27 protein-coding genes are annotated in these 24615 nt (G+C 33.3%); 7 read left to right on the forward strand and 20 right to left on the reverse strand.

Annotation, left to right across the window (positions count from 1 at the left end; translation table 11 throughout):
* Nucleotides 1-28 precede the first annotated feature (28 nt).
* Both T537_RS12930 and T537_RS0110875 read right to left on the reverse strand, forming a co-directional pair.
* Nucleotides 29-175, reverse strand: a complete 147-nt coding sequence (locus T537_RS12930; RefSeq protein WP_155895268.1) for a hypothetical protein — start codon at nucleotides 173-175, stop codon at nucleotides 29-31.
* A complete protein-coding gene (locus tag T537_RS0110875) occupies nucleotides 165-965 on the reverse strand; it encodes a PDDEXK family nuclease (RefSeq protein ID WP_051555039.1) in 801 nt (266 codons plus the stop codon). Before T537_RS0110875 ends, T537_RS12930 begins: the two co-directional genes overlap by 11 nt.
* A 350-nt stretch (nucleotides 966-1315) precedes the next feature.
* Between T537_RS0110875 and T537_RS0110880 the strand changes: the two genes are divergently transcribed.
* On the forward strand, nucleotides 1316-1999 hold the full coding sequence (locus T537_RS0110880; protein ID WP_051555040.1) for a YczE/YyaS/YitT family protein: 684 nt from the start codon (nucleotides 1316-1318) through the stop codon (nucleotides 1997-1999).
* A 127-nt stretch (nucleotides 2000-2126) separates the two neighbouring features.
* Here the strand turns inward: T537_RS0110880 and thiD are convergent, their stop codons facing one another.
* The 5 genes from thiD to T537_RS0110905 form a co-directional block, all read right to left on the reverse strand.
* A complete protein-coding gene (gene thiD, locus T537_RS0110885; RefSeq protein ID WP_027438788.1) occupies nucleotides 2127-2930 on the reverse strand; it encodes a bifunctional hydroxymethylpyrimidine kinase/phosphomethylpyrimidine kinase in 804 nt (267 codons plus the stop codon).
* Nucleotides 2931-2996: 66 nt separating this feature from the next.
* Nucleotides 2997-3779, reverse strand: a complete 783-nt coding sequence (locus T537_RS0110890) for an ABC transporter ATP-binding protein (RefSeq protein WP_027438789.1) — start codon at nucleotides 3777-3779, stop codon at nucleotides 2997-2999.
* Between the two features lie 2 nt (nucleotides 3780-3781).
* A complete protein-coding gene (locus tag T537_RS0110895) occupies nucleotides 3782-4831 on the reverse strand; it encodes a FecCD family ABC transporter permease (protein WP_081823297.1) in 1050 nt (349 codons plus the stop codon).
* Nucleotides 4831-5826 carry a FecCD family ABC transporter permease gene (locus T537_RS0110900; protein WP_031557920.1) on the reverse strand — a complete coding sequence of 332 codons (996 nt, stop codon included), beginning with the start codon at nucleotides 5824-5826 and terminating at the stop codon, nucleotides 4831-4833. The genes T537_RS0110895 and T537_RS0110900 overlap by 1 nt, the downstream gene beginning before the upstream one ends.
* Complete coding sequence (locus T537_RS0110905) at nucleotides 5813-6778, reverse strand: ABC transporter substrate-binding protein (RefSeq protein ID WP_031557921.1); 966 nt, start codon at nucleotides 6776-6778, stop codon at nucleotides 5813-5815. Before T537_RS0110905 ends, T537_RS0110900 begins: the two co-directional genes overlap by 14 nt.
* A 220-nt stretch (nucleotides 6779-6998) precedes the next feature.
* Here T537_RS0110905 and T537_RS0110910 point away from each other — a divergent pair, with 220 nt between their 5' ends.
* Complete coding sequence (locus tag T537_RS0110910) at nucleotides 6999-8009, forward strand: helix-turn-helix transcriptional regulator (protein ID WP_031557925.1); 1011 nt, start codon at nucleotides 6999-7001, stop codon at nucleotides 8007-8009.
* Here the strand turns inward: T537_RS0110910 and T537_RS0110915 are convergent.
* From T537_RS0110915 to T537_RS0110965, 10 genes are read right to left on the reverse strand one after another with little or no spacing between them, the layout of a single operon-like run.
* Nucleotides 7986-9188 (reverse strand): acyl-CoA reductase, encoded by a 1203-nt coding sequence (locus tag T537_RS0110915; RefSeq protein WP_031557927.1) that lies wholly within the window; start codon nucleotides 9186-9188, stop codon nucleotides 7986-7988. The two genes, T537_RS0110910 and T537_RS0110915, sit on opposite strands and share 24 nt — an antisense overlap.
* Nucleotides 9169-10287 (reverse strand): LuxE/PaaK family acyltransferase, encoded by a 1119-nt coding sequence (locus T537_RS0110920; RefSeq protein ID WP_031557929.1) that lies wholly within the window; start codon nucleotides 10285-10287, stop codon nucleotides 9169-9171. The genes T537_RS0110915 and T537_RS0110920 overlap by 20 nt, the downstream gene beginning before the upstream one ends.
* Entirely contained in the window at nucleotides 10277-11707 is a 1431-nt protein-coding gene (locus T537_RS0110925; RefSeq protein WP_031557932.1) for an AMP-binding protein, read from the reverse strand. The genes T537_RS0110920 and T537_RS0110925 overlap by 11 nt, the downstream gene beginning before the upstream one ends.
* Nucleotides 11694-12650: a transketolase family protein gene (locus tag T537_RS0110930; RefSeq protein ID WP_031557933.1), complete on the reverse strand. Its 957-nt coding sequence runs from the start codon at nucleotides 12648-12650 to the stop codon at nucleotides 11694-11696. Before T537_RS0110930 ends, T537_RS0110925 begins: the two co-directional genes overlap by 14 nt.
* A 10-nt stretch (nucleotides 12651-12660) precedes the next feature.
* Entirely contained in the window at nucleotides 12661-13455 is a 795-nt protein-coding gene (locus tag T537_RS0110935) for a transketolase (protein ID WP_197018742.1), read from the reverse strand.
* Nucleotides 13456-13458: 3 nt separating this feature from the next.
* Nucleotides 13459-14199, reverse strand: coding sequence for an SDR family NAD(P)-dependent oxidoreductase (locus T537_RS0110940; protein ID WP_031557938.1), 741 nt, complete (start codon nucleotides 14197-14199; stop codon nucleotides 13459-13461).
* Entirely contained in the window at nucleotides 14186-15235 is a 1050-nt protein-coding gene (locus tag T537_RS12760; RefSeq protein ID WP_081823298.1) for a radical SAM/SPASM domain-containing protein, read from the reverse strand. Before T537_RS12760 ends, T537_RS0110940 begins: the two co-directional genes overlap by 14 nt.
* Nucleotides 15236-15250: 15 nt before the next feature.
* Nucleotides 15251-15715 carry a 3-hydroxyacyl-ACP dehydratase FabZ family protein gene (locus T537_RS0110955; RefSeq protein ID WP_031557941.1) on the reverse strand — a complete coding sequence of 155 codons (465 nt, stop codon included), beginning with the start codon at nucleotides 15713-15715 and terminating at the stop codon, nucleotides 15251-15253.
* On the reverse strand, nucleotides 15712-15945 hold the full coding sequence (locus tag T537_RS0110960; RefSeq protein WP_031557943.1) for a hypothetical protein: 234 nt from the start codon (nucleotides 15943-15945) through the stop codon (nucleotides 15712-15714). Before T537_RS0110960 ends, T537_RS0110955 begins: the two co-directional genes overlap by 4 nt.
* Before the next feature lie 16 nt (nucleotides 15946-15961).
* Complete coding sequence (locus T537_RS0110965; protein WP_081823299.1) at nucleotides 15962-16993, reverse strand: hypothetical protein; 1032 nt, start codon at nucleotides 16991-16993, stop codon at nucleotides 15962-15964.
* A 324-nt stretch (nucleotides 16994-17317) separates the two neighbouring features.
* Here T537_RS0110965 and T537_RS0110970 point away from each other — a divergent pair, with 324 nt between their 5' ends.
* From T537_RS0110970 to T537_RS0110990, 5 genes are all read left to right on the forward strand, one after another.
* Nucleotides 17318-18259, forward strand: a complete 942-nt coding sequence (locus T537_RS0110970; RefSeq protein WP_027438803.1) for an ABC transporter ATP-binding protein — start codon at nucleotides 17318-17320, stop codon at nucleotides 18257-18259.
* Nucleotides 18259-19404 (forward strand): ABC transporter permease, encoded by a 1146-nt coding sequence (locus tag T537_RS0110975; protein WP_031557946.1) that lies wholly within the window; start codon nucleotides 18259-18261, stop codon nucleotides 19402-19404. Before T537_RS0110970 ends, T537_RS0110975 begins: the two co-directional genes overlap by 1 nt.
* Nucleotides 19391-20578, forward strand: a complete 1188-nt coding sequence (locus T537_RS0110980; protein WP_027438805.1) for an ABC transporter permease — start codon at nucleotides 19391-19393, stop codon at nucleotides 20576-20578. Before T537_RS0110975 ends, T537_RS0110980 begins: the two co-directional genes overlap by 14 nt.
* 325 nt (nucleotides 20579-20903) lie before the next feature.
* Entirely contained in the window at nucleotides 20904-21563 is a 660-nt protein-coding gene (locus T537_RS0110985; protein WP_197018743.1) for a sensor histidine kinase, read from the forward strand.
* Between the two features lie 30 nt (nucleotides 21564-21593).
* The gene (locus tag T537_RS0110990; RefSeq protein ID WP_031557951.1) at nucleotides 21594-22229 is read left to right on the forward strand and encodes a response regulator; all 636 of its coding nucleotides are present in this window, start codon (nucleotides 21594-21596) and stop codon (nucleotides 22227-22229) included.
* A 98-nt stretch (nucleotides 22230-22327) separates the two neighbouring features.
* Here the strand turns inward: T537_RS0110990 and T537_RS0110995 are convergent, their stop codons facing one another.
* The 3 genes from T537_RS0110995 to T537_RS0111005 all read right to left on the reverse strand — a co-directional run bounded on the left by T537_RS0110995 (nucleotide 22328) and on the right by T537_RS0111005 (nucleotide 24456).
* Nucleotides 22328-22657 carry a putative quinol monooxygenase gene (locus tag T537_RS0110995; protein WP_031557953.1) on the reverse strand — a complete coding sequence of 110 codons (330 nt, stop codon included), beginning with the start codon at nucleotides 22655-22657 and terminating at the stop codon, nucleotides 22328-22330.
* A 74-nt stretch (nucleotides 22658-22731) separates the two neighbouring features.
* Complete coding sequence (locus T537_RS0111000) at nucleotides 22732-23346, reverse strand: TetR/AcrR family transcriptional regulator (RefSeq protein ID WP_031557954.1); 615 nt, start codon at nucleotides 23344-23346, stop codon at nucleotides 22732-22734.
* A gap of 156 nt (nucleotides 23347-23502) precedes the next feature.
* Nucleotides 23503-24456, reverse strand: coding sequence for an L-lactate dehydrogenase (locus tag T537_RS0111005; RefSeq protein WP_031557957.1), 954 nt, complete (start codon nucleotides 24454-24456; stop codon nucleotides 23503-23505).
* Between the last annotated feature and the right edge of the window lie 159 nt (nucleotides 24457-24615).

A 24615-nucleotide genomic window follows, 5' to 3' on the forward strand; every position in this document is an offset into this window, starting at 1 on the left:
ACCTTTTTTCTCAAACTATCAATATAGGTCAATTTGTAACTTCGCCATAGCCATAATTCCCGACTTCACCACAGCCATAATTCCAAACTTCACAATAGCCATAATTCCCGACTTCGCCATAGCCATAATTTCCAGCTTCGCCACTCATTCTCATCCAAGCACAATTAAATATCACACAAGATGCTTTTTAACATTGCTTTTATGCCTTGAATGTCTAATGGGCTTCCTTGCATTTCATAAGTCATGATAAGATTTTTTCCAAGATAAATGCCATTTCTTCTGTATTCATCGAGCTTTTTTAGATTTGATTTCAGATAATTGTCGTCATCTAACAAACCAAAATGCTCAAGGTAGATTTCTTTTCTGGTTCGTTTATTAAGTATCGTAAAATCGGGATATCTGATTTCTCCATTCTTTAGTTTTAGAGCTTTTTCATAAAGATACGGTATTTTTAGTTCTGTGAGAATGTCAGCTATTATAGCTTCTGACTTTGATCGAACCATTTCGCCCTGCTTGGTTTCATAGGTTTTATGCTCTTGCATAAACTCATTAGTCTTGTAAGTTTGCGACATCCATTTTGATGCATACAAATCATCGTTTTCAAAATATGGACTTATTAATTCTCTTCTTGGGATTTTTTCTTTAACAAATGCAGCATCTGCATCGTATTTAGATAATTTCTTAATTGAATTTTCTAGACATTCTATTTCTTTTGTAGCAGTTTTTATAAATTTTTCTCGATATGTTTTTTGTGCAAGCTTAACCGCCATTCCTCGCTCGTGTTTCTTGATATATCGCTGGGATTCAGAATTTTCGCCTTTTACATGGTAATAGCGATAACTTGTGTCTGATCTTGAAATTCTCAAACGTCCATCCGGATACAAATCATCATCGCGTAAAGCAAGATTTAACGCCTTTTTCGTAGCTTTTAGCCGCTTTTCCATTAATTCTATTATTCTATTCATCTGTCCTCCTTTGTTATTTTTGAAGTGGATAATATCTTTTGTAATATAACTTCTGAAAAAGTATATCATATATAGTTTTCATGCACAACTCTTCTTGCTAAAGCCCGCCATTATAAAAAGCATGTCGCCTAAACCCAGTAATAAATTGTAAAATTTAATTGTACGCAATTTTTTTATTCATAATTTCATTCCCTACTCGCTGGCTGATTTTTCTAATCGCAAGTTATAAACATGTAATTAAATACATGTTTTTTATGACAATATTTTATTTATGTGTTATTATATTTATCGCGAAATATATTTTTGTTATTCTATTTTATTAAGAAATTGGGGGAATTATAGGAGGATTTATGAAGGACAAAAAGAATATTAAAGATTTAGTTCTACGATATCTTATTTTTCTTGTAGGACTTTTTATTGCATCCATCGGGGTTGCTTTCTCTACAAAGGCTGAACTTGGCACTTCGCCGGTTTCATCTGTACCCTATTCTGTTTCTTTGGTGAACCATTTATTTAGTTTTGGTGGTTGGATCAATGTTTTGAGCATCACTCAGATTATTATCCAAGTTATAGTACTTAAATTTAAGTGCAATTATGTTGAAATCGCGATTCAAACTGTGTTGGCATTTGTTTATGGATATTTAACTAATCTCTCATGCTACTTGCTTAGCGGAATTAATCTTTATTCATATCCTGCAAAATTCACATTTATGATCTTAAGCTGCATAATTCTTGCTTTTGGTATTTGGATTCAGTTTAAAGGAAATGTTGCTATGCTTCCTGGTGAGGCCATGAACCGCGCAATTAGTAGCGTTACAAAATTTAGCTACGAAGCTATGAAGATTTTCTTCGATATTTTGTATATTATAATTTCTGCAATTATTTGCTTTGTTGCTTTCCACAAGCTTCTTGGAGTACGCGAAGGCAGTATCATTGCGGCTTTATTAGTCGGCACAATCATTAAGTTTTATAATATGATTTTCGATAAAATTGCTTCTGCAAAATGTCCAGAGCCAAACCCGGACACATTATAAATATAAAGATGCCCACATTAAATCTTTAATGTGGGCTTTCTTGTATTTATTATCTAATTTACCGCTAGTTCACTAGGCAGCATGCTTGATTATTGTAGCAATTCTTAACCGAACGATTAAACCTAATTTAATTCGACAATTCTTTGCTTAGCATGTAACCGTGATTTAGTGGGCCATTGCCCTTGCCTAAATTGAGGTTTGCTGCAATTGCGCCTGTAATATATTCCTTTGCTTTACTAACAGAAGCTTGAAGTGTCATGCCTTTGGCTAAGTTAGAAGCTATTGCACTAGATAGAGTGCAGCCTGTTCCATGAGTATTCTCATTTTGAATTTTCTTTGTTTCATACCAGATTTCCTCGCCCTGGCAATACAAAAAATCATTGGAATCGCCAATGCTGTGTCCCCCCTTAACAAGGGTTGAACAGTTATATTCCGTACTTATTATTCTTGCGGCTCTAACCATATCCTCTTCGTTTTTTATGTCGATGCCAGAAAGTACACTGGCTTCAGGAATATTGGGTGTTACAAGACTTGCCAGGGGAAAAAGCTTGGAAGTCATAGCTTTTATGGCATCCGTTTTTAGAAGACGCTTGCCTGATGTTGAAATCATAACGGGGTCTATCACTATGTTTTTAGCCTTATAAAAACTAAGTCTTTCAGCCACAAGCTCCACAAGTTCCTTAGAAGGTAACATTCCAATTTTTATTGCATCTGGATAGATATCTTCAAAAACAGCATCAATTTGCTCCTTTAAAAGCTTAGGACTTGTCTCTTCAACATCCTTTACTTCTTTTGTATTTTGCGCTGTAATTGCTGTGATTGCACTCATGGCATAGACATTATTCATAATCATGGTCTTAATATCAGCCTGAATTCCAGCTCCTCCACTACAATCACTGCCTGCAATTGAAAGTGCGGTTTTTAATTCCATATATCATCCTCCCAAGTTAAAAACTAAAGATTATTATATACAGACTATGCAAAATTTTAAAGATATTTATGGCAAAATATCATAATTCGTGCAAATTGGATGACCATCTTTATCATCATATATTATTTGGGCGTCGATATCATAAATTGCCTTTAGATTCTCCTTTGTCACAACAGTTTTGGCATCGCCCTCACAAATGATTTTTCCTTGTTTCATGGCTATCATGTGATCCGCGAAACGAGATGCTAAGTTTAATTCGTGAATAACAATTAGGATTGTGGTCTGTCTAGCTCTATTTAATTCCTGCAAAAGCTTTAGAATTTCTAACTGATGAGCCATATCAAGATAGGTTGTGGGTTCGTCAAGAATTAGAGTATCTGTGCACTGAGCAAGGGCCATAGCAATCCATGCTCTTTGTCTTTGACCACCTGATAGTTCCTCTACATTGCTGCATTTTAGGCTTGTTAAACGAACTTCCTTTATTGCTTGTTCTATGATTTCATTGTCAGTTTTTGTAAGGCCGCCAAAACCCTTTCTATATGGGAATCTTCCAAAGGCTATTAACTCTTCAACAGTAATTTTTTGCGGAACCACTGGGTTTTGAGGTAAATAAGCAAGTTCTTTGGCAATTTCCTTAGTCTTATAAGATTTTATGTCTTTATTATTCAGAAAAATTTGGCCATTTTTAGGCTTAATAATTCCGCCAATTGACTTTAAAAGAGTAGATTTTCCGCAACCATTAGAGCCAATGACCATGGTAATCTTACCCTTTGGAATTTTTACGCTTAAATCAGAAATTATTATTTTGTCATCGTATCCAACCTTAAGATTTCTACATTCTATGGACATTCTTATCGCTCCTTCACTAAAAAATACACAAAAATTGGGACTCCAATCATAGACACACATATTCCCACAGGAATTTCTATTGGAGAAAAAAGATTTCTTGCAACTATATCGGCAACTATTAAAATAATCGAGCTTATTATTCCTCCAAGTGGAATTATAAATTTGTGTCTATCACCCACTAAAACTCTAGCAAATTGTGGTCCTATAAGACCTAAAAAAGCTATGTTTCCAGCCACTGCTGTAGCAAGTGCTGATAAAAGAATTGCCAAAATATATAGCTTAGTTGTTTCCATTGCTACATTAAGGCCTAGTCCTGTCGCTAATTCATCACCAAGCTTTAAAAGATCAAGTCGTCTATACTGACAAAAAACTATAATCGTTAACAATAAAACTAATGGGCCAACGGCTTTAATGTAATCCCAGCTTGTTCCCCATAAAGAACCGCTTGTCCATACCAAAACCTCATTAAAATCCCCTCTACCCATATTCAACTCAAAATATGTGATTATTGCGTTAATCCCTGCATTTACACCCATTCCCACAAGAATAAGTCGAATTGGATTAATTTTACCTTTTTTAATTGCTATTAAAAATATTATTGTACTTACTAGACATGCTCCAAAAATTGCCACAAGTGGCATTAGAAAAATCTTATTTCTTGAAAGGGTGTCGTAGTAGGCTCCTGTACTTAGCGTTATGTAAGCTACAACTGCAAGGGCTGCGCCACTATTTATTCCCATCATTCCCGGTTCACATAATGGATTTTTTGAAATTGTCTGCAAAATTGTGCCTGCACTAGATAGAGCAAAAGCCACAATTATTGCAATAACCATTCGAGGAAGTCGAATTTTTACAATTACCAAGTTCTCAGCTCTGCTGCCATTACCAAGAAGTGTATCTATTACTCTATCTGCGCTCATATGGTAACTTCCACTCATTAAAGATAGGATAATTGCTGCTAGTAAAATTGCTATTCCAAGAAAAAAGGCTATGGCGATTTTTCTATTATTTTTGCGCAGTTTATTTAATTCATTAACTTCTTTAAATTCCATTATGCACGCTCCCGTCTTACAAGATATAAGAAAAATGGTACTCCAAGAATTGCAGTAAATAAGCCAACTGGAGTTTCATAAGGCACATTTACCATTTTAGCTAAAATGTCGGCCCATACTAAAAGAGCGCCGCCATAAAGAAAGGAAATAGGCATCAATTCCCTGTAATCCGATGTTACAGCCCTTCTAATAATGTGTGGAATAATAAGACCAACATATGCAATATTTCCTCCAACACTTACGCAAGCTGCACAAATTGGGATCATAAGAAGAATTGTTATTAAGCGAATAAGCTCAGGCTTAACGCCAAGGCTTAAAGAAACCTCATCTCCAAGACTTATAACATTAATTTTTCCTGCAAAAAATAAGAGGCAAATTCCTAGAGTCAGCCCGACAAATAGAAGTATTAGCACATCTTCCCATGTTACATTTCCAAGTCCTCCTGCAAGCCAAAAAGCAAGCTCCTGTGACCTATTTCCAATTAGCGCAATTGTGGATGCTAGGGAAAGTGTAAATGTACTTATGGCAGTTCCAACAAGCAGAAGTTTTGAAATATCTCTGCTAGCACCAAATTTTATACTGCATAATAAAATAGCCAATCCAGCAAGTATGGCACCAATCATAGCCATTAAAACACCCTTAAGTCCTTGGCTAGTGCCTAAAAAAACAGAGGAAAAACTAATGGCTAGTGTAGCCCCCTGACTTATTCCAAGGACAGTAGGTTCAGCGATTGGGTTTCTTGTAATTCCCTGCATCACGCTACCACAAAGGGCTAAAAGTCCACCAATTATAAATGAGACAATGGCCCTTGGAATTCTTGCATCCCTAACCAAAATCATGTCAATTGATCCATCAAAAAGAAAAATACTGTTTACAACCGTATTAAACTCGATGTTTTTAGAACCAACACATGTGGCAACGGTAAGTCCCGCTGCCACTAATATAATTCCTATTACAACTATTATTATTTTTTTAATCTTATTAATTATTTCCATTAGAAATTCCTAAAAAAGCTGGTATTTCATTAACAAGTAACTTTCTACCTATGCAGCTGTATCCTTCATTAAAGTAAGGACTAGCGCTTAATGTAGTTACATTTCCATTAGCAACTGCTGGGATTGCATTCCAACTTGCATTTTTTTGAAGGGCAGCTAAATCATCCTCTGTACCAATGGCAAAAATATAATCAGCATCAATTGAAGCTAAGCCCTCGTAACTTACTACTGGAAGGGAAATATTTTCCTGCTGTGGCATACCTTCAGGTTTTTTAAGGCCTAAATCCTCATATAAAACTGAACCAAAACCTGCAGCATCAAAGATGTAAAGATTTCCACCAGATGCAAGGAATGAAAGATATGTTGCATCCTCACCCTTAGCTGACTTGATTTTACTGCCAACTTCCTTAGCTTCTGCATAATAACTATCTAAGTATTCATTAACTTTATCGCTTTTTCCAAAAATCTCGCCGACTTCCTTTAAGTCATCAGTCCAATCAGTCTGAGCAAGCTCAATCATTACTGTTGGTGCAATATCTGAAAGATCATCATACATCTGCTCCTGAACTGAGCTTATAACAATTAAGTCAGGGTTAAGATCTAAAATTGCCTCAATATCCATTGTGCTCTGCATGCTATATCCAAGAATCTTAGTTCCTGATAAAGTATCTTCTAAATAACTTGGGAACTTAGTGTAATCATAAGCATCTGAATTAGCTGTACCTACTACACTAAAACCTAGAATTGAGAGCATATCGCTGTTACCACTTAAATCAACGATTCGCTGTGGATTTGCAGGAATTGTAACTTCTCCTCTTGCATCTGTAACCACAACTGTTTCACTTGCTTTATTATCTGCAACATCCTTATCATTTTTTGACAAGCCACATGCTGCTAAACTAAATGCCATAACTAGGGCTAAAACTGAACTAATTAATTTTCTCTTTCTCATAAATCGTTAGTCTCCTTTCACTTAGGTTAGAATCATCTAACCGCGTGTTGTATTATATAGACTAGCTTTTAAATTAGCAATATATACATCTGATTTAATATTTGATACATCCATTTTTATAGTTTATAATACAAATAAAAAATCACCGATTTCAAAACGTAAACAGTGTTTATAACACATATTTCATAAATATTATTTTTTTATAAAGAGGATTTTTAATATGAAAAAGGTTAATTCCATAAGTGAATTTTTAGAATATACACTTCGTAAAAATCAGTTTAAATGTGTTAAAGATGAAGCTAATTGCAAGGTTTACATAAATAAAGCTAATGAAGAATATATAGAATACTCCAGCAAAGATAAGTATTACCTTGGAATTGCTAATTATAAAGTTGCTAAGGATTTTAGCATTTCCTTTACTAATCCATCTAAGATTTTTAAATTTGGTATTGTATTTGATGGAACTACTTCCTTTAAAATTAATGACGTAGAAGGGCATTTTACTCCTTCTGCCTACTTTACTTTCGAAGAAGGAATTAAAGGAATCCAAAAATTTAGTGAAGGAAGCCATCATCATGGTATGGAGATTACTATTTTTAAAGATTATCTAGATGAGGTTTGTAAAAAATTTGATTGCCCTTGTGTAGACAATTTTAACCTTAAGGTCAATACTCCTTACCCCTACTTACCTAAAGAAGTTGTTATCCAGCTTCAAAAAATCCTATTTCTTCACAACAATGGTCTTCTTAATCCCATGCGATTAGAAGCTAATATACTAGACTGTTTGGGAATATTTTTTCATGAATTTATGAATAATAAAGAACAAAAAAATAAGAGTATCTCCACTCCAACTATTATTAACATTGGAAACAGAAAGGTAAGCCTTACGGATAAAGATATTAAGGCCATTGAGAAAGCCTATGAAATACTTACAAAAAAAATGAATGAGCCTATTACCATACTAGAACTTAGTGATATGGTTTATTTAAACGAGCAGAAATTAAAGGCAGGCTTTAAGGCAATTTATAAACTTACAATTCATCAATATACCACATCCCTACGTATGTCTGTGGCAGCTAATCTTCTAACCACCACAAACTTGAAATTATCAGAAATTGCCAACTACATAGGTTATTATCATACTAATAATTTTATTGCCGCCTTTAAAAAATTCTATAAGGAAACACCTAGCAAATTTCGCGCCAAGCTAAATACTGACAAAGCGAGATAAATGGGTGATTAAATCATAACCATCCCATACTAAATCAAAATCCATGGTGTGTCCAATTTCTACAATTCTATCAATACCCTTAATGCCAGATGTTATTAGTTCTCTAAACATATCTTTATTGCCAATAACTGATAATGTCTGGCAAGAATTATTATCTGCAATATCTCTTAATTCTAATATGTCACTACAATTGTATTCATAGAAAAATCCACAGCTTTCCATATAATCCATCAACTTAGAATCAACCCTATCTACCTCAACACGATATAGGCTAGTATTATCAAGCACTGTATTTACTAATTTAGCATTATAATCCTTTGTAGCAATAATTGAAGCTGTTGTTAATTTATTTATTGCAGATACTGCTTGAATCGTATATTTTTCATGTATTTTTTTTAAATTTTCTTCCCAAAAAATACTCTTAGCCTCATCAATTCTACTACCAAGCCAAATCACAATTCTTGGACTTGTACATGCATTTTGATCTGATAAATAAGTATCATTATAAAAATTAATTGCTACACTTTTCTTGTCCGATTTTTCCAAATAATAATCCGAATCTATAGCAAGTATTGAATATCTGTTGGCAAATGTGATTTCATTAGATCTTGGCTTTATCTTGGATGTTCTTAACTCATTTATAGTATCATCCCCACCCCATATTATTCTTGTATCAGCCATTAGAGATAAATAATCGTTAATGTCCTTATTCCTCTCATAACGAATCAACACTATATAATGTCGTATTTTTTCATAGTCTTCTAATAGTTCATTAATAGCATCTACAACTATATCAACCTGTTTAAAATCTTTAGATGAAAGTCTTACCACATTAGCATTGCCCGAAAGTAAGCCTGCTACCAAAGAATAAGCAAAATTCATAGCTACATTAGACGGTGCTATATGAAAGCACACTCCTCGTCCAAGCCTGTAAAAATTGTCTTTATTATTCCAACGTTTTTTTAAATTATTCAGGGATGCCTTTCTAATCCAAAAAGCAAAACTAATAATATCCGGATAATTCTTAGCTAACTTAGAGTGCATAAGCTTAGCTGACAATTCGTTTAGCATTTCCATTATCTCATCATCAAAAATGGGTCTTGTTGCTAGCTTTGACATATTCTCCAAAATTGCTTTATTTCCCACTAAATAATCTATATTATCTAAACTTGTCGGCATAGGTATCACTGCACCCCCTTATTTCAGCATTTTTTAATCGTCCAAAAATCTTAAAATACTTACCCTTTCTACCACAAGGACAATCATCTTCGCCTAGGATTACACCCTCATCCTCTGTTAGTAGACTATGTCCTGGATATGAGGTTGGAATTGTAGAAAGCACCTGTACAATGCCTCTTTCTCCTATCTTATTCACCGAAAAATCCAGCGGATTTCTCACTATAACATCAGAAAAAATACTAGCATGTAAATGTCCACACTCACATTCCATATATATGCAGCCTGTCTGCTCAACCATACCATAATAATCATGAATATCTTTTATATTACATACTTCATTTAGCTTCTCATGAAATTCATCTCTAGATACGGCTTCACTTGTAAGTTTTTTCCATCCTCCACCATGAATCATTATTGCATTAGATAAATCAAACTCTATCCCTGACTTTTTAAGCTCTACTAACTCCTTATAAAAATGTTGCCAGATCATAAAAGTAAAACCAAATATAAAGATTTTCTTATCCTTATTTACTTCTAAAAAATTTCTTAAACCATCTACATCTAGCTTCATTTCATCATCTAATGCAAAAAATTTCTTAGATGCAAAAATAGAAAATCCAAGTATTCCGGCGCCTCTTGCTGAAAATAGTGCTCTGTTTTTTATAACAGATGGGCAGTCTATTATAATCATTGGCATTCGACTTGAACCTGTAAAATCAGAAACTATCTTAACCATAGCTTTTTGCTGATTTGCAGAGGTTTCTTTGTCTAAATATATTTTTGAAACTCTTTGATTTGTTGTTCCAGAACTATGCATGGTCTTTATAATCTGGTCATCTTTTACAGACTTTAAATCTAGTTCCTTAAATAAGCGCACAGGTAAAAAAGGTAAATCTTTATATGTTAATCCCTTTGATTTAAACTCATCTGCGCTTTCAAAATCTTTAAAATGCCATAATCTATTAATAATTTCCCTATACTCACTACAATTATTAAGATGTAGCTTAGACAGCCAAAGAAGACGATCAGTTAACACTTCCGTTTTTTTTGCGCTATCCAGTTCAAAGGGTTTTATACCTAGTATTTCCTCAAACGTCATAATATTTCTCCAACTCTTTATATGTGGTCTTTCCTGCATCATTTTTAGGGATTTCATCTATTACTACTGTTTTAAAAGCGGCTGGATTTAGTCTTGTTTTTTCAGAAACAAATTTAGCTACTTCACTTGCTTTTGCTTTATCTGTTAGGAATATATACATACAATCATCAACCCCTGCACAGGCTACCTCTATCTCAAATTTTCCCTTTATTAACCTATCCACTTCATCTAAATTTACTCTATTTCCATAGATTTTCAAAAATCTTTTCTTTCTTCCAACGATGTAATAATATCCATCTTCATCAAACTGTGCCATATCACCTGTATAAAGGATTCCATTTCTTTCATCTCCTTTACTAAGGTCTGAGAGCGAACTTGCATAACCTAAAGTTACATTAGCTCCCTCATATACCAACTCTCCTGTTGTATAACTTGTCGTAATTAGCTGTCCTTTTTCATCAATTAGCTTAAAACTGCCACCAGGAATTGCTATTCCCATGGAGCCCTTCTTTAATACTGCCTGATCTGCTGGTAAATATGCCATCCTTGCAGTTGCTTCACACTGTCCATACATTACAACAAAGTTTCTTCCTGTATTCTGTGCGAATTTCGCAAATTTCTCATGAAGTTCTGGAGTAAGCTTTCCACCAGCCTGTGTCATGGTTTTTAAACTTTCAATGTCCATTTTGTACACTTTCAATTTATCAAGCATTTCATATGTATATGGAACACCGCCAAAGGATGTGGCTTTTTCCTGCTTAAAAAAATCCCAGAATCCCTTATGCATTAATGTCTTATCTGTTAAAAGTAGTGATGCTCCTGCCTGCAAATGAGTATTTATTATTGATAATCCATATGTGTAATTCATTGGCAGTGTCGTAATTGCCCTTTCTTTGTCGTCAATTTTTAAATACTCTATTATTGATTTTGTGTTAGATTCTATATTTATATAAGATTGTCGCACAAACTTAGGAGATCCTGTTGACCCAGATGTTGTTAGTAATAAAGCTAAATCATCGTAGAGCTTAGCATCTTCAATAAGACCTGAACTAAAAAGCACATAGTCACTAAACTCATAAATTGATTCTAGCTTTCCATCCCTAAAAACATCTAACTTTAAAATGTCATCTTTCATATTTAATGGCGCCATAATAAAAGCCGGTCTATAGTTCTGAATTAATGTATCTAGCATTGTTACATCCAAATTTCTACTAATTAAAGCCGGCACAACTCTTTTCTTTAGACATGTTACATATGAAATTATGGAGCCAATTGTGTTAGTTGTTAGTATAAAGCACAGACAGCGCCTATTAATGTGCTTAAATAAGCTTTCTACTTCTTTATCTAACTGTCCATAGCTTAATGTTCTACCATCGTCCTGATAAAGGGCTATTTTCTCTTTATTATTAAATTCCCACATCTAGAATCCTTTCTGCTATAGCGTCTGCCGTAAGTCCATATTTTTCTAACATATATTTATAAGTTCCTGCTATTAAAAAATCATCTGGTAATGCTATATTTATGACTTTTCCTTTATAGCCCATCTTTACAATCTCAGAATTTATTATTGAAGCCAATCCTCCTATAATACTGTGTTCTTCAACTGTAACTAGCATTTTATATTTATTACTCAATACAGACTTATCTATTGGTTTTAAAGTATGCATATCAACTACATTAGCCTCTATGTTTTTTTCTGATAAAATATCAGCAGCCTTTAAGGCACTATAAACCATGCTTCCTGTTGCAATAATAAGAATATCATCTCCCTCTCTTAATTGATTGGCTCTGCCAATTTCAAAAGGGAATTCCTCCTCATAAACCCTTGGCATTGAAGGTTCTCCAGTCATTCTAATATAAACTGGACCTGTATAATTTGCTGCTGCCTCAATACACAAAACTAACTGTGCACAATCACTCGGGGAAAGAATTACAACTCCAGGAATTGCATTCATTACCGCAACATCCATTAATCCGTAATGTGAATTTCCCAAAATACTCATGGAAATTCCGCTTCCAAGAGCTACTATCTTTACATTAAGATGCATATATCCCAAATTCATTCGCACCTGATCCTCACAGCGATGACTTATAAAAGGTGCAAAAGATGATGCAAATGGGATTAATCCTTCTTTTGCAAGACCTGCAGCAACTCCAATTAAGTTTTGCTCTGCTATTCCTACATTTATGTAATGATCTTTACTTTCCGTCATTAAACGAGTAAGTCCTGAAGAAGCTCCTAAATCTGCAGATAAAGCATACACTTTATCATTTTTTTCTATTAAGTCTAACATTGCTAGTCCATATGTTGCCCTTGGACCCATACGTGACCAGATTTTAGCATTTTTCTTAGATAATTCCATACCCTCTCCTTTAAAGCTCACTTAAAGCACAGTCATACTTTTCCTTAATTAATCTATTATGGTGCCATTCGTTATTGTTTTCCATAAAAGATATTCCCTTACCCTTAATAGTGTTGGCAATTATAATTTTAGATTTTCCATTAAAATCAACATTATAAGCCTTCCTTAATTCATCCTCATTATGTCCATCTACCTCTATGATTTCAAAACCAAATCCTGATAATTTAGTAGTTAAATTTGATAAATCTATAATATTCGCACTATCACCATCGCTTTGAAGTCCATTATTATCTATAATTATTGTAAAATTATCCAATTTCCATTGTCCTGCTAACATAAATGCTTCCCAGACAGAACCTTCATTACACTCTCCATTTCCAACTAAAGTATAGACTTTAAAATCTTCTTTTTTGAGTTTAGCAGCCTTTGCTATTCCTAAAGCAAGGGATATTCCTTGCCCTAAACTACCGCTAGAACACTCTATTCCATGAGCCAAATTCATTATAGGATGTGAAGAAAAAAGACTTCCATCCTTCATATAGCTTTGAATTTCATCTTCTGATATAAGACCATTCTCTACAAAAATTGCAAAAAGAGACATAACGCAATGTCCCTTACTAAGTATAAATCTATCTCTTTTTTCCCAGGTTGGATTTGAAAAATCATAATTTAACACATCTCTATATAGTACTGTAAGTATATCAACAATTGACAATGCCCCGCCAAGATGCGTGCTTACACCACTATAATAAGCCATATCAAGTATTCTTTTTCTGACATTCTTAGCCTCTACACTCATATTCATTCCCTATCTTCCACCATCAATTCTTATAATTTGACCTGTTATAAACTCGCTATTATCTGACAATAAAAAAGTACAAAGTTTACCAATTTCTTCAGGCTTTGCCAATCTTTTTATTGCCAACTTATTTAACATGTCCATCTTTAATTCTTCTGTCATATTAGAAAGCATGTTAGTATCAACCATTCCTGGTGCTATGGCATTTACTCTAATATTAAAGGGTGCCAACTCATTTGATAACTTTTTTGTTGCACCATTAATTGCAGCTTTACTTGATACATAAGCAAATTGACCAGGTTCGCCATCCAGTGATGCTATAGAGGATATATTAACAATGCTTCCCTTCTTCTGTCTCATTAATCTCTTTAACAGTCTTTGTGTAAATTCCATTGGACCAAAGAAATTAATTTCAAAAGTTTCTTTAATATCATCCATTCTTGTCATAGAAAATAACTCTATATTTCCCACTACACCGGCATTATTCACAATACCATCAATACTTATCTTCTCTTCTATAATTTTTGAAGCTGCTTCCCTTATGGATTCTCTATCTAAAAAATCTATGATAACAGGCTTAATTTCCACATTGTTTTCTTTCTTTAGCTCTTCTATCCACATTTTTGTATCATCATCAACTTTTCTTAAAAGAGCCCATACATTTGCGTGATTCTTAGCACATTCATTTACTATTGCCCTTCCTATTCCACCAGTTGCACCTGTTATAACTATATTTTTATTCTTTAGCATCTTCTATATAATCCTCTTTTCCAAATATTTCATGAGCGTCCCTTGGCGTAAAAATATTTCCCGCATCTGGTAAGTATTTCTTTCTAAATTCTCTATTATGCGCACTTATACACATTGGACTATAATTTCCAAAATACTTTATAGAAAAACCATAATCTAATATTTCTTTTAATGATTGCTCTTTTATATTACCTATTTTTATATTGATATATGGACAAACCAAAACATCACCAAGTGGAGTTATATAGGTTCTATTTACTGTCCAACATCCTGATATTCTTTCCCTTTTTGGATCATACATATCCCAGGTATCAAAACAACAATCATATTTTTTTCTAATATCAGCTAAGATTTTTAAATCATTTGCATCCATTATGTTATCTTTCCACGTTCCAAAGGGCATTGCCATCATAAAATATGTTGTATATCCTTTGTTTTTGGCATAATCAAGACATGCATATAAATCTGGATCTGTAGAATTATGATGTCCAAAAATTAAATTAGGCCACGCAGCCATTCCCGCCGCATGAACGTTATCTAAGGCTTCTAGTGCCTTTTTATGAGCATCTTTTACGCCTCCTCTTTCTTTATTATGTTTAGTCTCATCCATTCCTGATAATGATATTCCTACACAATCTATCCCTTTGCTTGCTAATTTTTTTGCCATTTCCTTAGTCATTAAATATCCATTTGAAATTATTATCATTTGAAAGCGTTCTGGTTTAAAAGCATCTATTAACTTAAAGAGTTTATCTGGTGCTACTAATAACTCTCCACCTGTTAATACGATTTCCCATATTCCTAATTCGTCAGCCTGATCAGCTAAATGTCTAATTTCTTCAAAACTAAGGCAATCGTTTAAATGCGCATTGTTTTTTTCAGCTGAAAAACAAAACTCACAATTAAAATTGCAAACATTATTATAATTAAGAGTAATTGCACGAGGTAATTTTCCTACCTTATTATCATTTTTCTTCTGAGCCTTCATAAATTTTCTAACTTTTTCCACTACTCGTGGTTTATTCATCATTGCCATAAGATTCTCCTATTGTTATAGGCTAATTACATCATCTAGAACAACTAATATAAATTCCGCATCCATGCACAATTCCGTACCTACATATATTTCGCCCTTTATAAATCCTAATCCACGTCTAAATTTTTCTACACATGTTTTAATATAAATCTCTTCATTGGGTAAAATATGCCTTCTATACTTTACCTTGGAAATATCTGATATATTAGTTGTTTTATCCTTATTTCCATCAATTGTTTTTATTGCAAGGGCAGCAGTATTAAATAAAGCTTCTTGCTGTAAAACCCCTGGCATCATTGGATTCCCTGGAAAATGACACTTAAAAAACCATTCATCCTCCTTTAACACTCGCTTACTTGTTGCAATTTCTCCAGGTTTTACATATGCTTCATTTATCATTAAAAGCGGTGGTCTATTTTTTAAATACTCATATATATCTTCTTTATTAAGATATAAAAAACCATCTTCGTTTTTTTTCATATTTCTACACCATATTTACTAAGGATTTCCTTGCCCTTCTCATAGCTTGAGAAAGCAATTACATCATCTGTTTCCATTTCAATATTAAAAGCATCTTCGATTTCACCTATTAAATTCATATGTCCTACTGAATCCCACGAAGAAACTCCCTGATACTCCAACCCATCTAGTTGATCCTTTGTTAATTCTAAAGCCTCCATAAATATTTCGTCATACTTCTCTAAATTCATAAAATCCCTCCTATACTTAATTATTTATAATACTTGGTCTATCTTGATCTCCATCTGCCTTAAAACAAAATGTTTCATCATCTCTTCTATTCACCCATATTTCCTTATTTTCTTGTACAAATGGTTCAAAATAATTTGGAATTATATTAACATCATCTTCTAGCCTTTCTACAAAGCCTGCTGCCAATAAATCCTCATCATTCATCTTTTGCTCATATAAGTCTATATATTCATATTCATTGTCATTTATTAATTTTTCTAAAGCATCACCCACATACTTAATTGCAGAAGGATCACCTAAAATATCTAGTATTCTTAATGCCTTAGCTTTATTTCTTTTGACCTCTTTACAAACAAAAACCGTAGAATCAGCTATGCCATACATATAATACTTATATACTGGATGATTAAAGTATCTTCTCTCAACATACCATCTATCCTTATATGGTCTTCTCTCTTTAAATCTTTCATCACAAAATTGTTTATACATTTCATCAGCTGTATTAAATAAAACTAAATCCAACTGTGTATCATTTTTTTTGGCATTTGAATGGACTTTTTTTACAATTCTTGATATTTTCCCTGTATCATTACCTGCTATATAAAAATGTCTCATTCTTTCAACCTTATGCTTTAAAAAACGTTTTATTAGTGGGGCTGACGTCTTCATATCAATACCCGGTGCAATATATGATCTTGGTTTTAAATCCAATAACACTCTTTTATGTAATTCAATTCCAATAAATGGAACCCTAACCGTTGGATTTGCAAGCAACATTCCTGTTGCCATATCAGTCTGTCCTCTAACATACTCTTTACTATAAAAATACATGCAGTGCATTGCAGCTATTTCTCCATTAGCTTTATTTATTGCAAGATATATGTTTGGTCTAGCAAAAGGACAATACTCATATCTAAAAAAACTCTCATTAGTAGCCAATATATGTTTAGGATTTCCCCAGTATTTCTTTATAAATTCCATGATTTTTGGAACTTCATAATCATATGCTAATCGAAACTCATATTCTTCATCATATCTATTCCCCACAACAATTCCTCCAATTGCTATAACAAATACGTTTTTCCTTAATCTTTATTTAATTCTATATCACGGCTTCTTATTTTATCTTTAATAAATTTATTATATAATACAAATAATTTATTAGCAACAAATTATCTTACAATCAACTAGTCTTATTGTAGCTGTACTTATTACCTTATTGGGGGCTGGATTTCGTTAAAATTTACTTTGTGACATTTGTCATATGCAGTAAATGACAGCAATCACTAGTATCTGAGAGGACTTTTATTTATTATAATTTTAGGATTTATAAATTCAACAAAAAATGGGGTTTAATAAGGAGAATAATTTATGAATGAATCCATCGTTAAAGTTAACAACTTAGTTAAGCGATATAAGGAAAAAATCGCTGTAGATAATTTTTCTTTCGAATTAAAGCAGGGAGAAATTCTAGGACTTTTAGGTCCTAATGGTTCTGGTAAAACTACAACTATTAACTGCATTTTATCTCTTCTTAGTTTTGATAAGGGAGAGATAATAATTTTTGATAAGGCCATGAGTCCTAAGGCCTACGACATTAAGTCAAAAATTGGCGTAGTTCCTCAAAACGTGGCTGTTATGGACACTTTAAATGTTTATGAAAATGTAGACTTCTTCTGCGGACTATATATTAAAGAAAAACAAAAGCGCCGCCAGTATGTAGAGGAAGCCCTAGAATTTACAGGTCTTAGCGACTATAAAAAATACAAGCCTAAAAAACTATCTGGTGGTCTTTTACGTAGATTAAATATTGCCTGTGGTATTGCACATAAACCAAGCTTAATAATCTTTGATGAACCTACTGTAGCCGTTGATCCTCAAAGTAGAAACGCTATTCTAGAAGGCATTAAGGAAATGAATAGAGCCGGAGCTTCTATTATTTACACTTCTCATTATATGGAAGAGGTGGAGGAAATTTGTAGCCGTATCTTGATTATGGATCATGGTAAAAAAGTAGCCGAAGGTAGTGCAACTGATTTAAAGAATTCTTTAAAGATTCGCGAAAGAATTTGCATAGGCATGCCTGCTATAAATGATGATATTATCAAGGATATTAAAGCCATAAATCATGTCTATGATGCTAAGTTTGATGGTAAAGAACTTATTATTAGCTTAGATGGTGGGGAGCATAATCTTGTACATATACTTGAATATTTTTCTGAAAAAAATATACCTTTTGGTCATATCACAACTAAGCTTCCTACTCTAAACGATGTATTCTTAGAAATTACTGGAAAGGAGTTGCGTGACTAATGTTTTTTAGATTTTTTTCTTATAGCTTAAAACAACTAGTAAGAATGCGCTGGCTTGTGGGCTGGAACTTTTTATTTCCATTAGTTCTTGCAAGTGCTTTCTACCTTGGTTTTGGCAATATGATTAAGGATGACCCAAACCGTTTAGACACTATTGAGGTCGCCTATGTGGCTGGTGATGGTATAAATAGTAACTTTTTATCCGTTATAAACGAGCTTTCAAAAGAAACTGAAGATCACAATAAAATCCTTGATATCACAAGCTTTGATAGTTTAGATGAAGCCAAGGATGCTTTAAATAAAAATAACATAGATGGAATCTACTATCAGCATGATGACACTATAGAAGTTATTGTTAGTGAGAATGGGCTTAACTCTACTAGCCTTTCTCAGATAGTAAAGAGCTACCAAAATTACCAAGCAAGTTTTGAAAAAATTTTATCTGAAAAACCAGAAGAAATTAATACACTTATGGCTAACATGGAATCTAATCAAAGCTTTATAAAAAAACATGACTTCAATACTGGAGTTTCACAGTATATGCAATTTTTCTATGCTTTACTTGCCATGTCCTCTCTTTTTGGATCTTGGATAAGTACAGCTATAATGACCAATTTATGTGCTAATTTATCTGAATCTGGCAAAAGATTTGAGATTGCACCTGGTCATAAATTAAAGGCTATTTTTGCAGGTATTCTTGCAGGAACCATCCTTCAAGCTCTATCAAACGCAGTGGTTATCTGTTATGTAGAGTATGTACTAGGCCTTCATTGGGGCGCACCGATTTGCATGGTTATTGCCATAACTATCCTTGCTAGTGCCCTTGGTATCTCCGTTGGAACTTTAATTGGATCGATTTTTAAAAATCAATTAGCCCTTTCTATGGTACCTCTTGCCTTTACCATGACTTGTTCCTTCTTTTCAGGACTTATGATGGGTGGTATTCAGCAAATCATTCAGAATTTCTGTCCACTTTTAAATAAAATCAATCCTGCAACAGTATTTACAGATAGTCTATATCAATTAGCTTGCTATGGTAAAACTAGTGCCTACTATGAGGATTTATGCATAATGGTCCTTATGATTGGCCTTTGCCTCGCAATTAGCGTATTGATTTTAAGGAGGAGAAATTATGACAGTATTTAAGGCTACGCTTCTATCTTTACGAAGCTTCTTATCAACAATAATAATATACTTTTTAATATTTGCCATATTTGCAATTGTTAGGGCTAAGGTTTCATATAACACAACAGCAGACCTTTACAAGGATACAAGCCTAGATGTTGCAGTGCTTGATTTAGATAATAGTCAGCTAAGCAATGCTTTGATTGACTATTTAGATTCTAGTCAAAAAATCACAAAATTAGATTCAAATAATGAGGATATTAACTATCAAGCAATCAATGATAATATCCGTTTTGAAATATATGACTACGCTATTATTATTCCTACAGACTTTAGCGAGGCCATAATCTCAGGAGATTATCAAGATAAGCTAGAATATTTAGCTTCTGCTAATTCTGCTAGTGGATATTTAATAAGTGAAAAAATAAATACATTTTTATCAGACGTAAAAACTTATCTAGACTGCGGTTATAGTGAGGAGGATGCAATCAAAATCTCCCTAGAACAAGTGGAAAAAACAGACATTGTAGATACTAAAATTTATTCTAACGACAGCTACAATTCAGTTACTAATAATGCTTCTATTTCTTACTCTTTTGTCTTTAGTGCCTATTCTTGCCTTATGATTCTTACAGTTTGCATTGCTTCTGTTTTAGGATTTTTGAAAAATAAAGACTCAAAGGATAGAATCAGCGTTAGTGGTAAATCATTTGCTAGCCGTAATAATGAGTTAATTTTAGCAGTTTTTCTTATAGGTCTTGGAATTACTCTTTGCTTTTTTATTTACTCTGCTATACTTGGAAGAAAACAGCCAGATTTTCATATGCTTTTATTCTATGGAATAAATGAGTTTTTCTTAATGTTACTAGGCCTTGGAATTGCTTACTTTATATGTTCAATCACTTCAAATACAAACCTTATAAACATGCTTTCAAACATGATTGTATTATCATTAAGTTTCCTTTGTGGAGTGTTTGTTCCTTCTGAATTTATGTCAGAAGCAGTAGTGAAATTTTCACAGCTTCTCCCAGTTTACTGGTTTGTGGATTGTTGCAAATATATTGAGCATCACGACTTTTCAAATATTCTTAGTTCACACTTTTTTGAATGTTTGCTAATTCAATTAGTTTATGCAATAATATTCTTTGTAGCAGGAATTATTATTAACAAAAAGAGGGAGCAATATGCTTACTGATGTTTTTATTAGACTAATTGCAGCAATTTCGCTGATAATATTATTAAATGCAAAGGACATTACGACAAGTTCCGTCGTAGTGTCTATTTGCATATTCTTATTTTTAGAAATCACTATCTTAATTCCTAAAAGAAAACTAGCAGACAGTCTTCTTTTTGTACCTTTTTTGGTTTGTCTTATTTTTCTTATTATAAATAAGCCAGAGGACTTTCTACTAAATTTTGCCTATCTATTAATATCTTTGGTTTTTACATACATATCCACAATACTATATCAAAAAGTCCAGGATTATAAACAACAACTGTATAAAACTAGGGATGATAGTGTGGAAATCGAGAACTTACTAAAAAATAAAAACAAGCATTTAGTTCTAGAGCAAGACCAGCAAATTCATCTTGCCACTTTAAATGAAAGAAACCGAATTGCTAGAGAAATTCATGATAATGTGGGGCACATGCTTAGTCGTGGCATTTTACTTCTTGGGGCCATTAAAACTATGAATTCTGATGAAAATATAAAACCCCAGCTTGAAATGTTAGCAAACACTCTAGATGAGTCTATGGAGAAAATGAGAAGCTCCGTTCACGACCTTCATGACGACTCTATTGATCTTAATAAAAACTTTGAAGACATTATCAAGGAACTTAGTAATTTCAAGGTTTCTACAGAATTAGATTTTGAAAATAATTTACCTAAGGAAGTTAAATTCAGTCTCATTGGAATCTTAAAAGAAGGGGTTACTAATATTATTAAGCACAGTAATGGTGATAGTGTTTCTATTATTCTTCACCAAAACAGAAGCTTTTGTACTCTTTCTATTTCTGATAATGGGAAGGTTGATTCAGATATAAAGAAGAAGATTCAGTCCGGAGTTTTTGAAGGAATCGGACTTGAAAATATAAAGCAAAGAGCCAACTCTTGTAATGGAGATGCATACTTTTATTGTAATGACGGTTTTACAGTCTTTGCCAGATTAAATTTCTAATATCAAGCTTGATAGCTATAAGGAGATAAAATGCAAAAATCTATTTTACTAATTGATGATGACGAACTTATTACCATGTCTCTTGAAATGATAATTTCAAGCAAGGAAGAATTTAAAATTGTAGGAAAAGGACATAGTGGATTAGAAGCCATTGAGCTTTATGACAAGCTTCAGCCTGATTTACTTCTAATGGATATTAGAATGGAGGGAATGAATGGTTTAGAAGCTGCCAGGGCGATTCTAGCTAAATACCCTGAGGCAACTATCCTTTTCTTGACTACATTTTCAGACGACGAATATATAATCGAAGCTTTAAAGCTAGGGGTAAAGGGCTACCTTCTAAAACAGGACTACAAAGCCCTAGACACAGCACTTACTGCAGCCATTAATGGTCAATCTGTCTTTGGCGGTACCATTATTAATAAATTACCAAGGCTAATGAATAGTGAGGCTAAAACTGCTAACTTTGACTATGCCGCTGCTGGCATTACCGATAAGGAATTTGCCGTAATTCAATTAGTGGCTGATGGTTATTCTAATAAAGAAATTGCAAATAAACTTTTCTTATCTGAGGGAACTGTAAGAAACTATCTCTCAACAATTTTGGAAAAATTAGAACTAAGAGATAGAACTCAACTTGCTATTTTTTATTTAAAGAACATATAAAAAAGTGCCATCAAGGCGATTATGTCAGATATCTGTCATATCACCTTTGATGGCACTTTTTATAAATTCCCTTAAATTCACCCTTATATCTTTAATTCTTACTTTCTTATAAAATCTGCATCGCTTTCTGGCATACTGTCATCCGATATATATCTTTCTACAGTCATATGAAGATCATACTTTTCTCGAAGCTCCATAATTGTTTTCATCATAGGTGAAGCATGGTGAACATCAATGGATTCCTGATCTTTCCAACTATCTATCAGAAGTATTGTTTCAGGGTCATCCAATGACTGAAAATATTCATATTTGAGATTTCCTGCTTCACTGCGGATCTTATCGACTGTTCCACTACTGACCATTTCCTCTGCAAACCTTTTTGCAGCACCATCCCTTCCTTTGTAACGTAAATTAACTGTAATGCTCATAATAACCTCCAATCAAAAATTCATTTTTGCACAATCGCCCACTTTTTTCCTTGCTACAAAACTTTCTACTAAAATCATAAAATCAGCTTTAAAAACTGATAGGTCATTTCATAAATAGTTACATCCCGATGCGACAGCTTAACTTCATCCATTGCTGATATCTGCTTGGCTGTGGGATATGCATAAGGATAAATGCCATACATATAAGGGAAAAACACATATCTTATCTGTTCACTTTTCTCTGCAGAAACCCCAAGATGCTTTTTAAGACATTCGTCAAAAAGCTCTATAGACTCCTTGAAAGTTCTCTTATATTCTACAAGAAGTTCATCTCTGCTATTCTCTTCTATCTCATATAAATTCATGGCAGAAACTTTAAGAAGTGTTTTTCTCTCTTCCATAGATTTTGCCAATGCTCTTGCTAGTGCATCCTTATCCATAATAGCTTTTCTTCCAATAACGCTCCTAAGCGCATCATTCCATTTCATATATTCGCGAGTAAGAAGACCTAAGAAGATTTCTTCTTTAGTCTGGAAATAATTGTAAATGGAAGGTCTGGAAAAGCTGGTTTCAGTACTGATATTTTTTATAGTAATAGCATGGAATCCCATGCTTTCATAGAGCCTCTCACAGGCATCCATTATTTCCTCTCGTCTTTTGTCTATTGTTTCTTTAAGTTCTACTGCCATGATTTTCTCCTATAAACTTTGTATCAACTAATTATATGTTATCGCTTAATTGACATCATGTCAACATTGATTTTTACACTGCGTTAAAAAATATTAGCCTCACCAGTATATACCGATGAGGCCAATTTATCATACTATTTAATTGTATATTACACTTTAAATATTTAAGTCCTTGTAAAAGCTTCTTATAACCTCAGCTGAATGAGCTAATTCTTTAGCTTCTTCATCACGAAGTCTTATTTCTACAATTTCTTTAGCACCATCTGCATTAAGTATTGTTGGTACACTAAAATATAAATCCTTTATCCCATATTCACCATTTAATCTTACTGATACTGGTAGGATTCTATTCTCATTAAAGAGAATTGACTTAACAATAGCTGTAGTTGATGCTGCAATACCATAGCAAGTATTTCCCTTTCTTGTAAAGATTTCCCAGCCGCTTTTCTTAGACCAGTCAAGAAGTTTTTCCTTAGTAATATCATTAGATCTTTCACTATTATCTGATAATACATCAGCTAAATGCTTACCACCAATTGTAGCACTTTCCCATGCCATTGTTTCTGTATCACCATGTTCACCAATAACAAAGGCCTCTACGCTTTTAGCATCTAAATCATAAGTCTGTGCTAATTTACAGCAAACTCTTGCTGTATCAAGGGCTGTTCCTGAGCCAATAACATGATTAGCTGGAAGCTTTGATAATTTCTGTACATAATATGTCATAATGTCCACAGGATTAGAAACTACAATAAAGATACCATTAAATCCACTCTCCATTACAGATGTTACAATGGATTTTATAATGTTCATACTTGGAGCTAACATCTCAAGTCTACTATTGCTATCCTTAGGCATTGGTGCTGCAGCTGTAATAATTACAATATCTGCATCCTTACACTCACAATAATCACCTGCATGAATATTTATATTTCTATTAAGAAAATACATTGCATGCTGCATATCAAGAGCTTCTGCATAAGCTTTATCCTTATTAACATCAATTAAAACAACCTCTCCACATATGCCCTGATTTATTATACTATATGCTGTATTAGCGCCTACATTTCCTGCACCAACCACAACAACCTTAGAACTCTTAAAACTCATTATTTTCCTCCTTAAATAGCTTATTTAAAAACTCGGTCAAAGAACATTAACCGAGTCAATATATGCTCACAAGGAATTATAACACTAAAAAACCGACTCTTAAAATTAGATTATATATCTAACTTTAAAAGTCGGTTTAAATTTATTTTTAAATTATAT

The organism is Lachnospira multipara LB2003 (genome assembly GCF_000702205.1).
In the GTDB taxonomy this organism is placed as follows: domain Bacteria; phylum Bacillota; class Clostridia; order Lachnospirales; family Lachnospiraceae; genus Lachnospira; species Lachnospira multipara_A.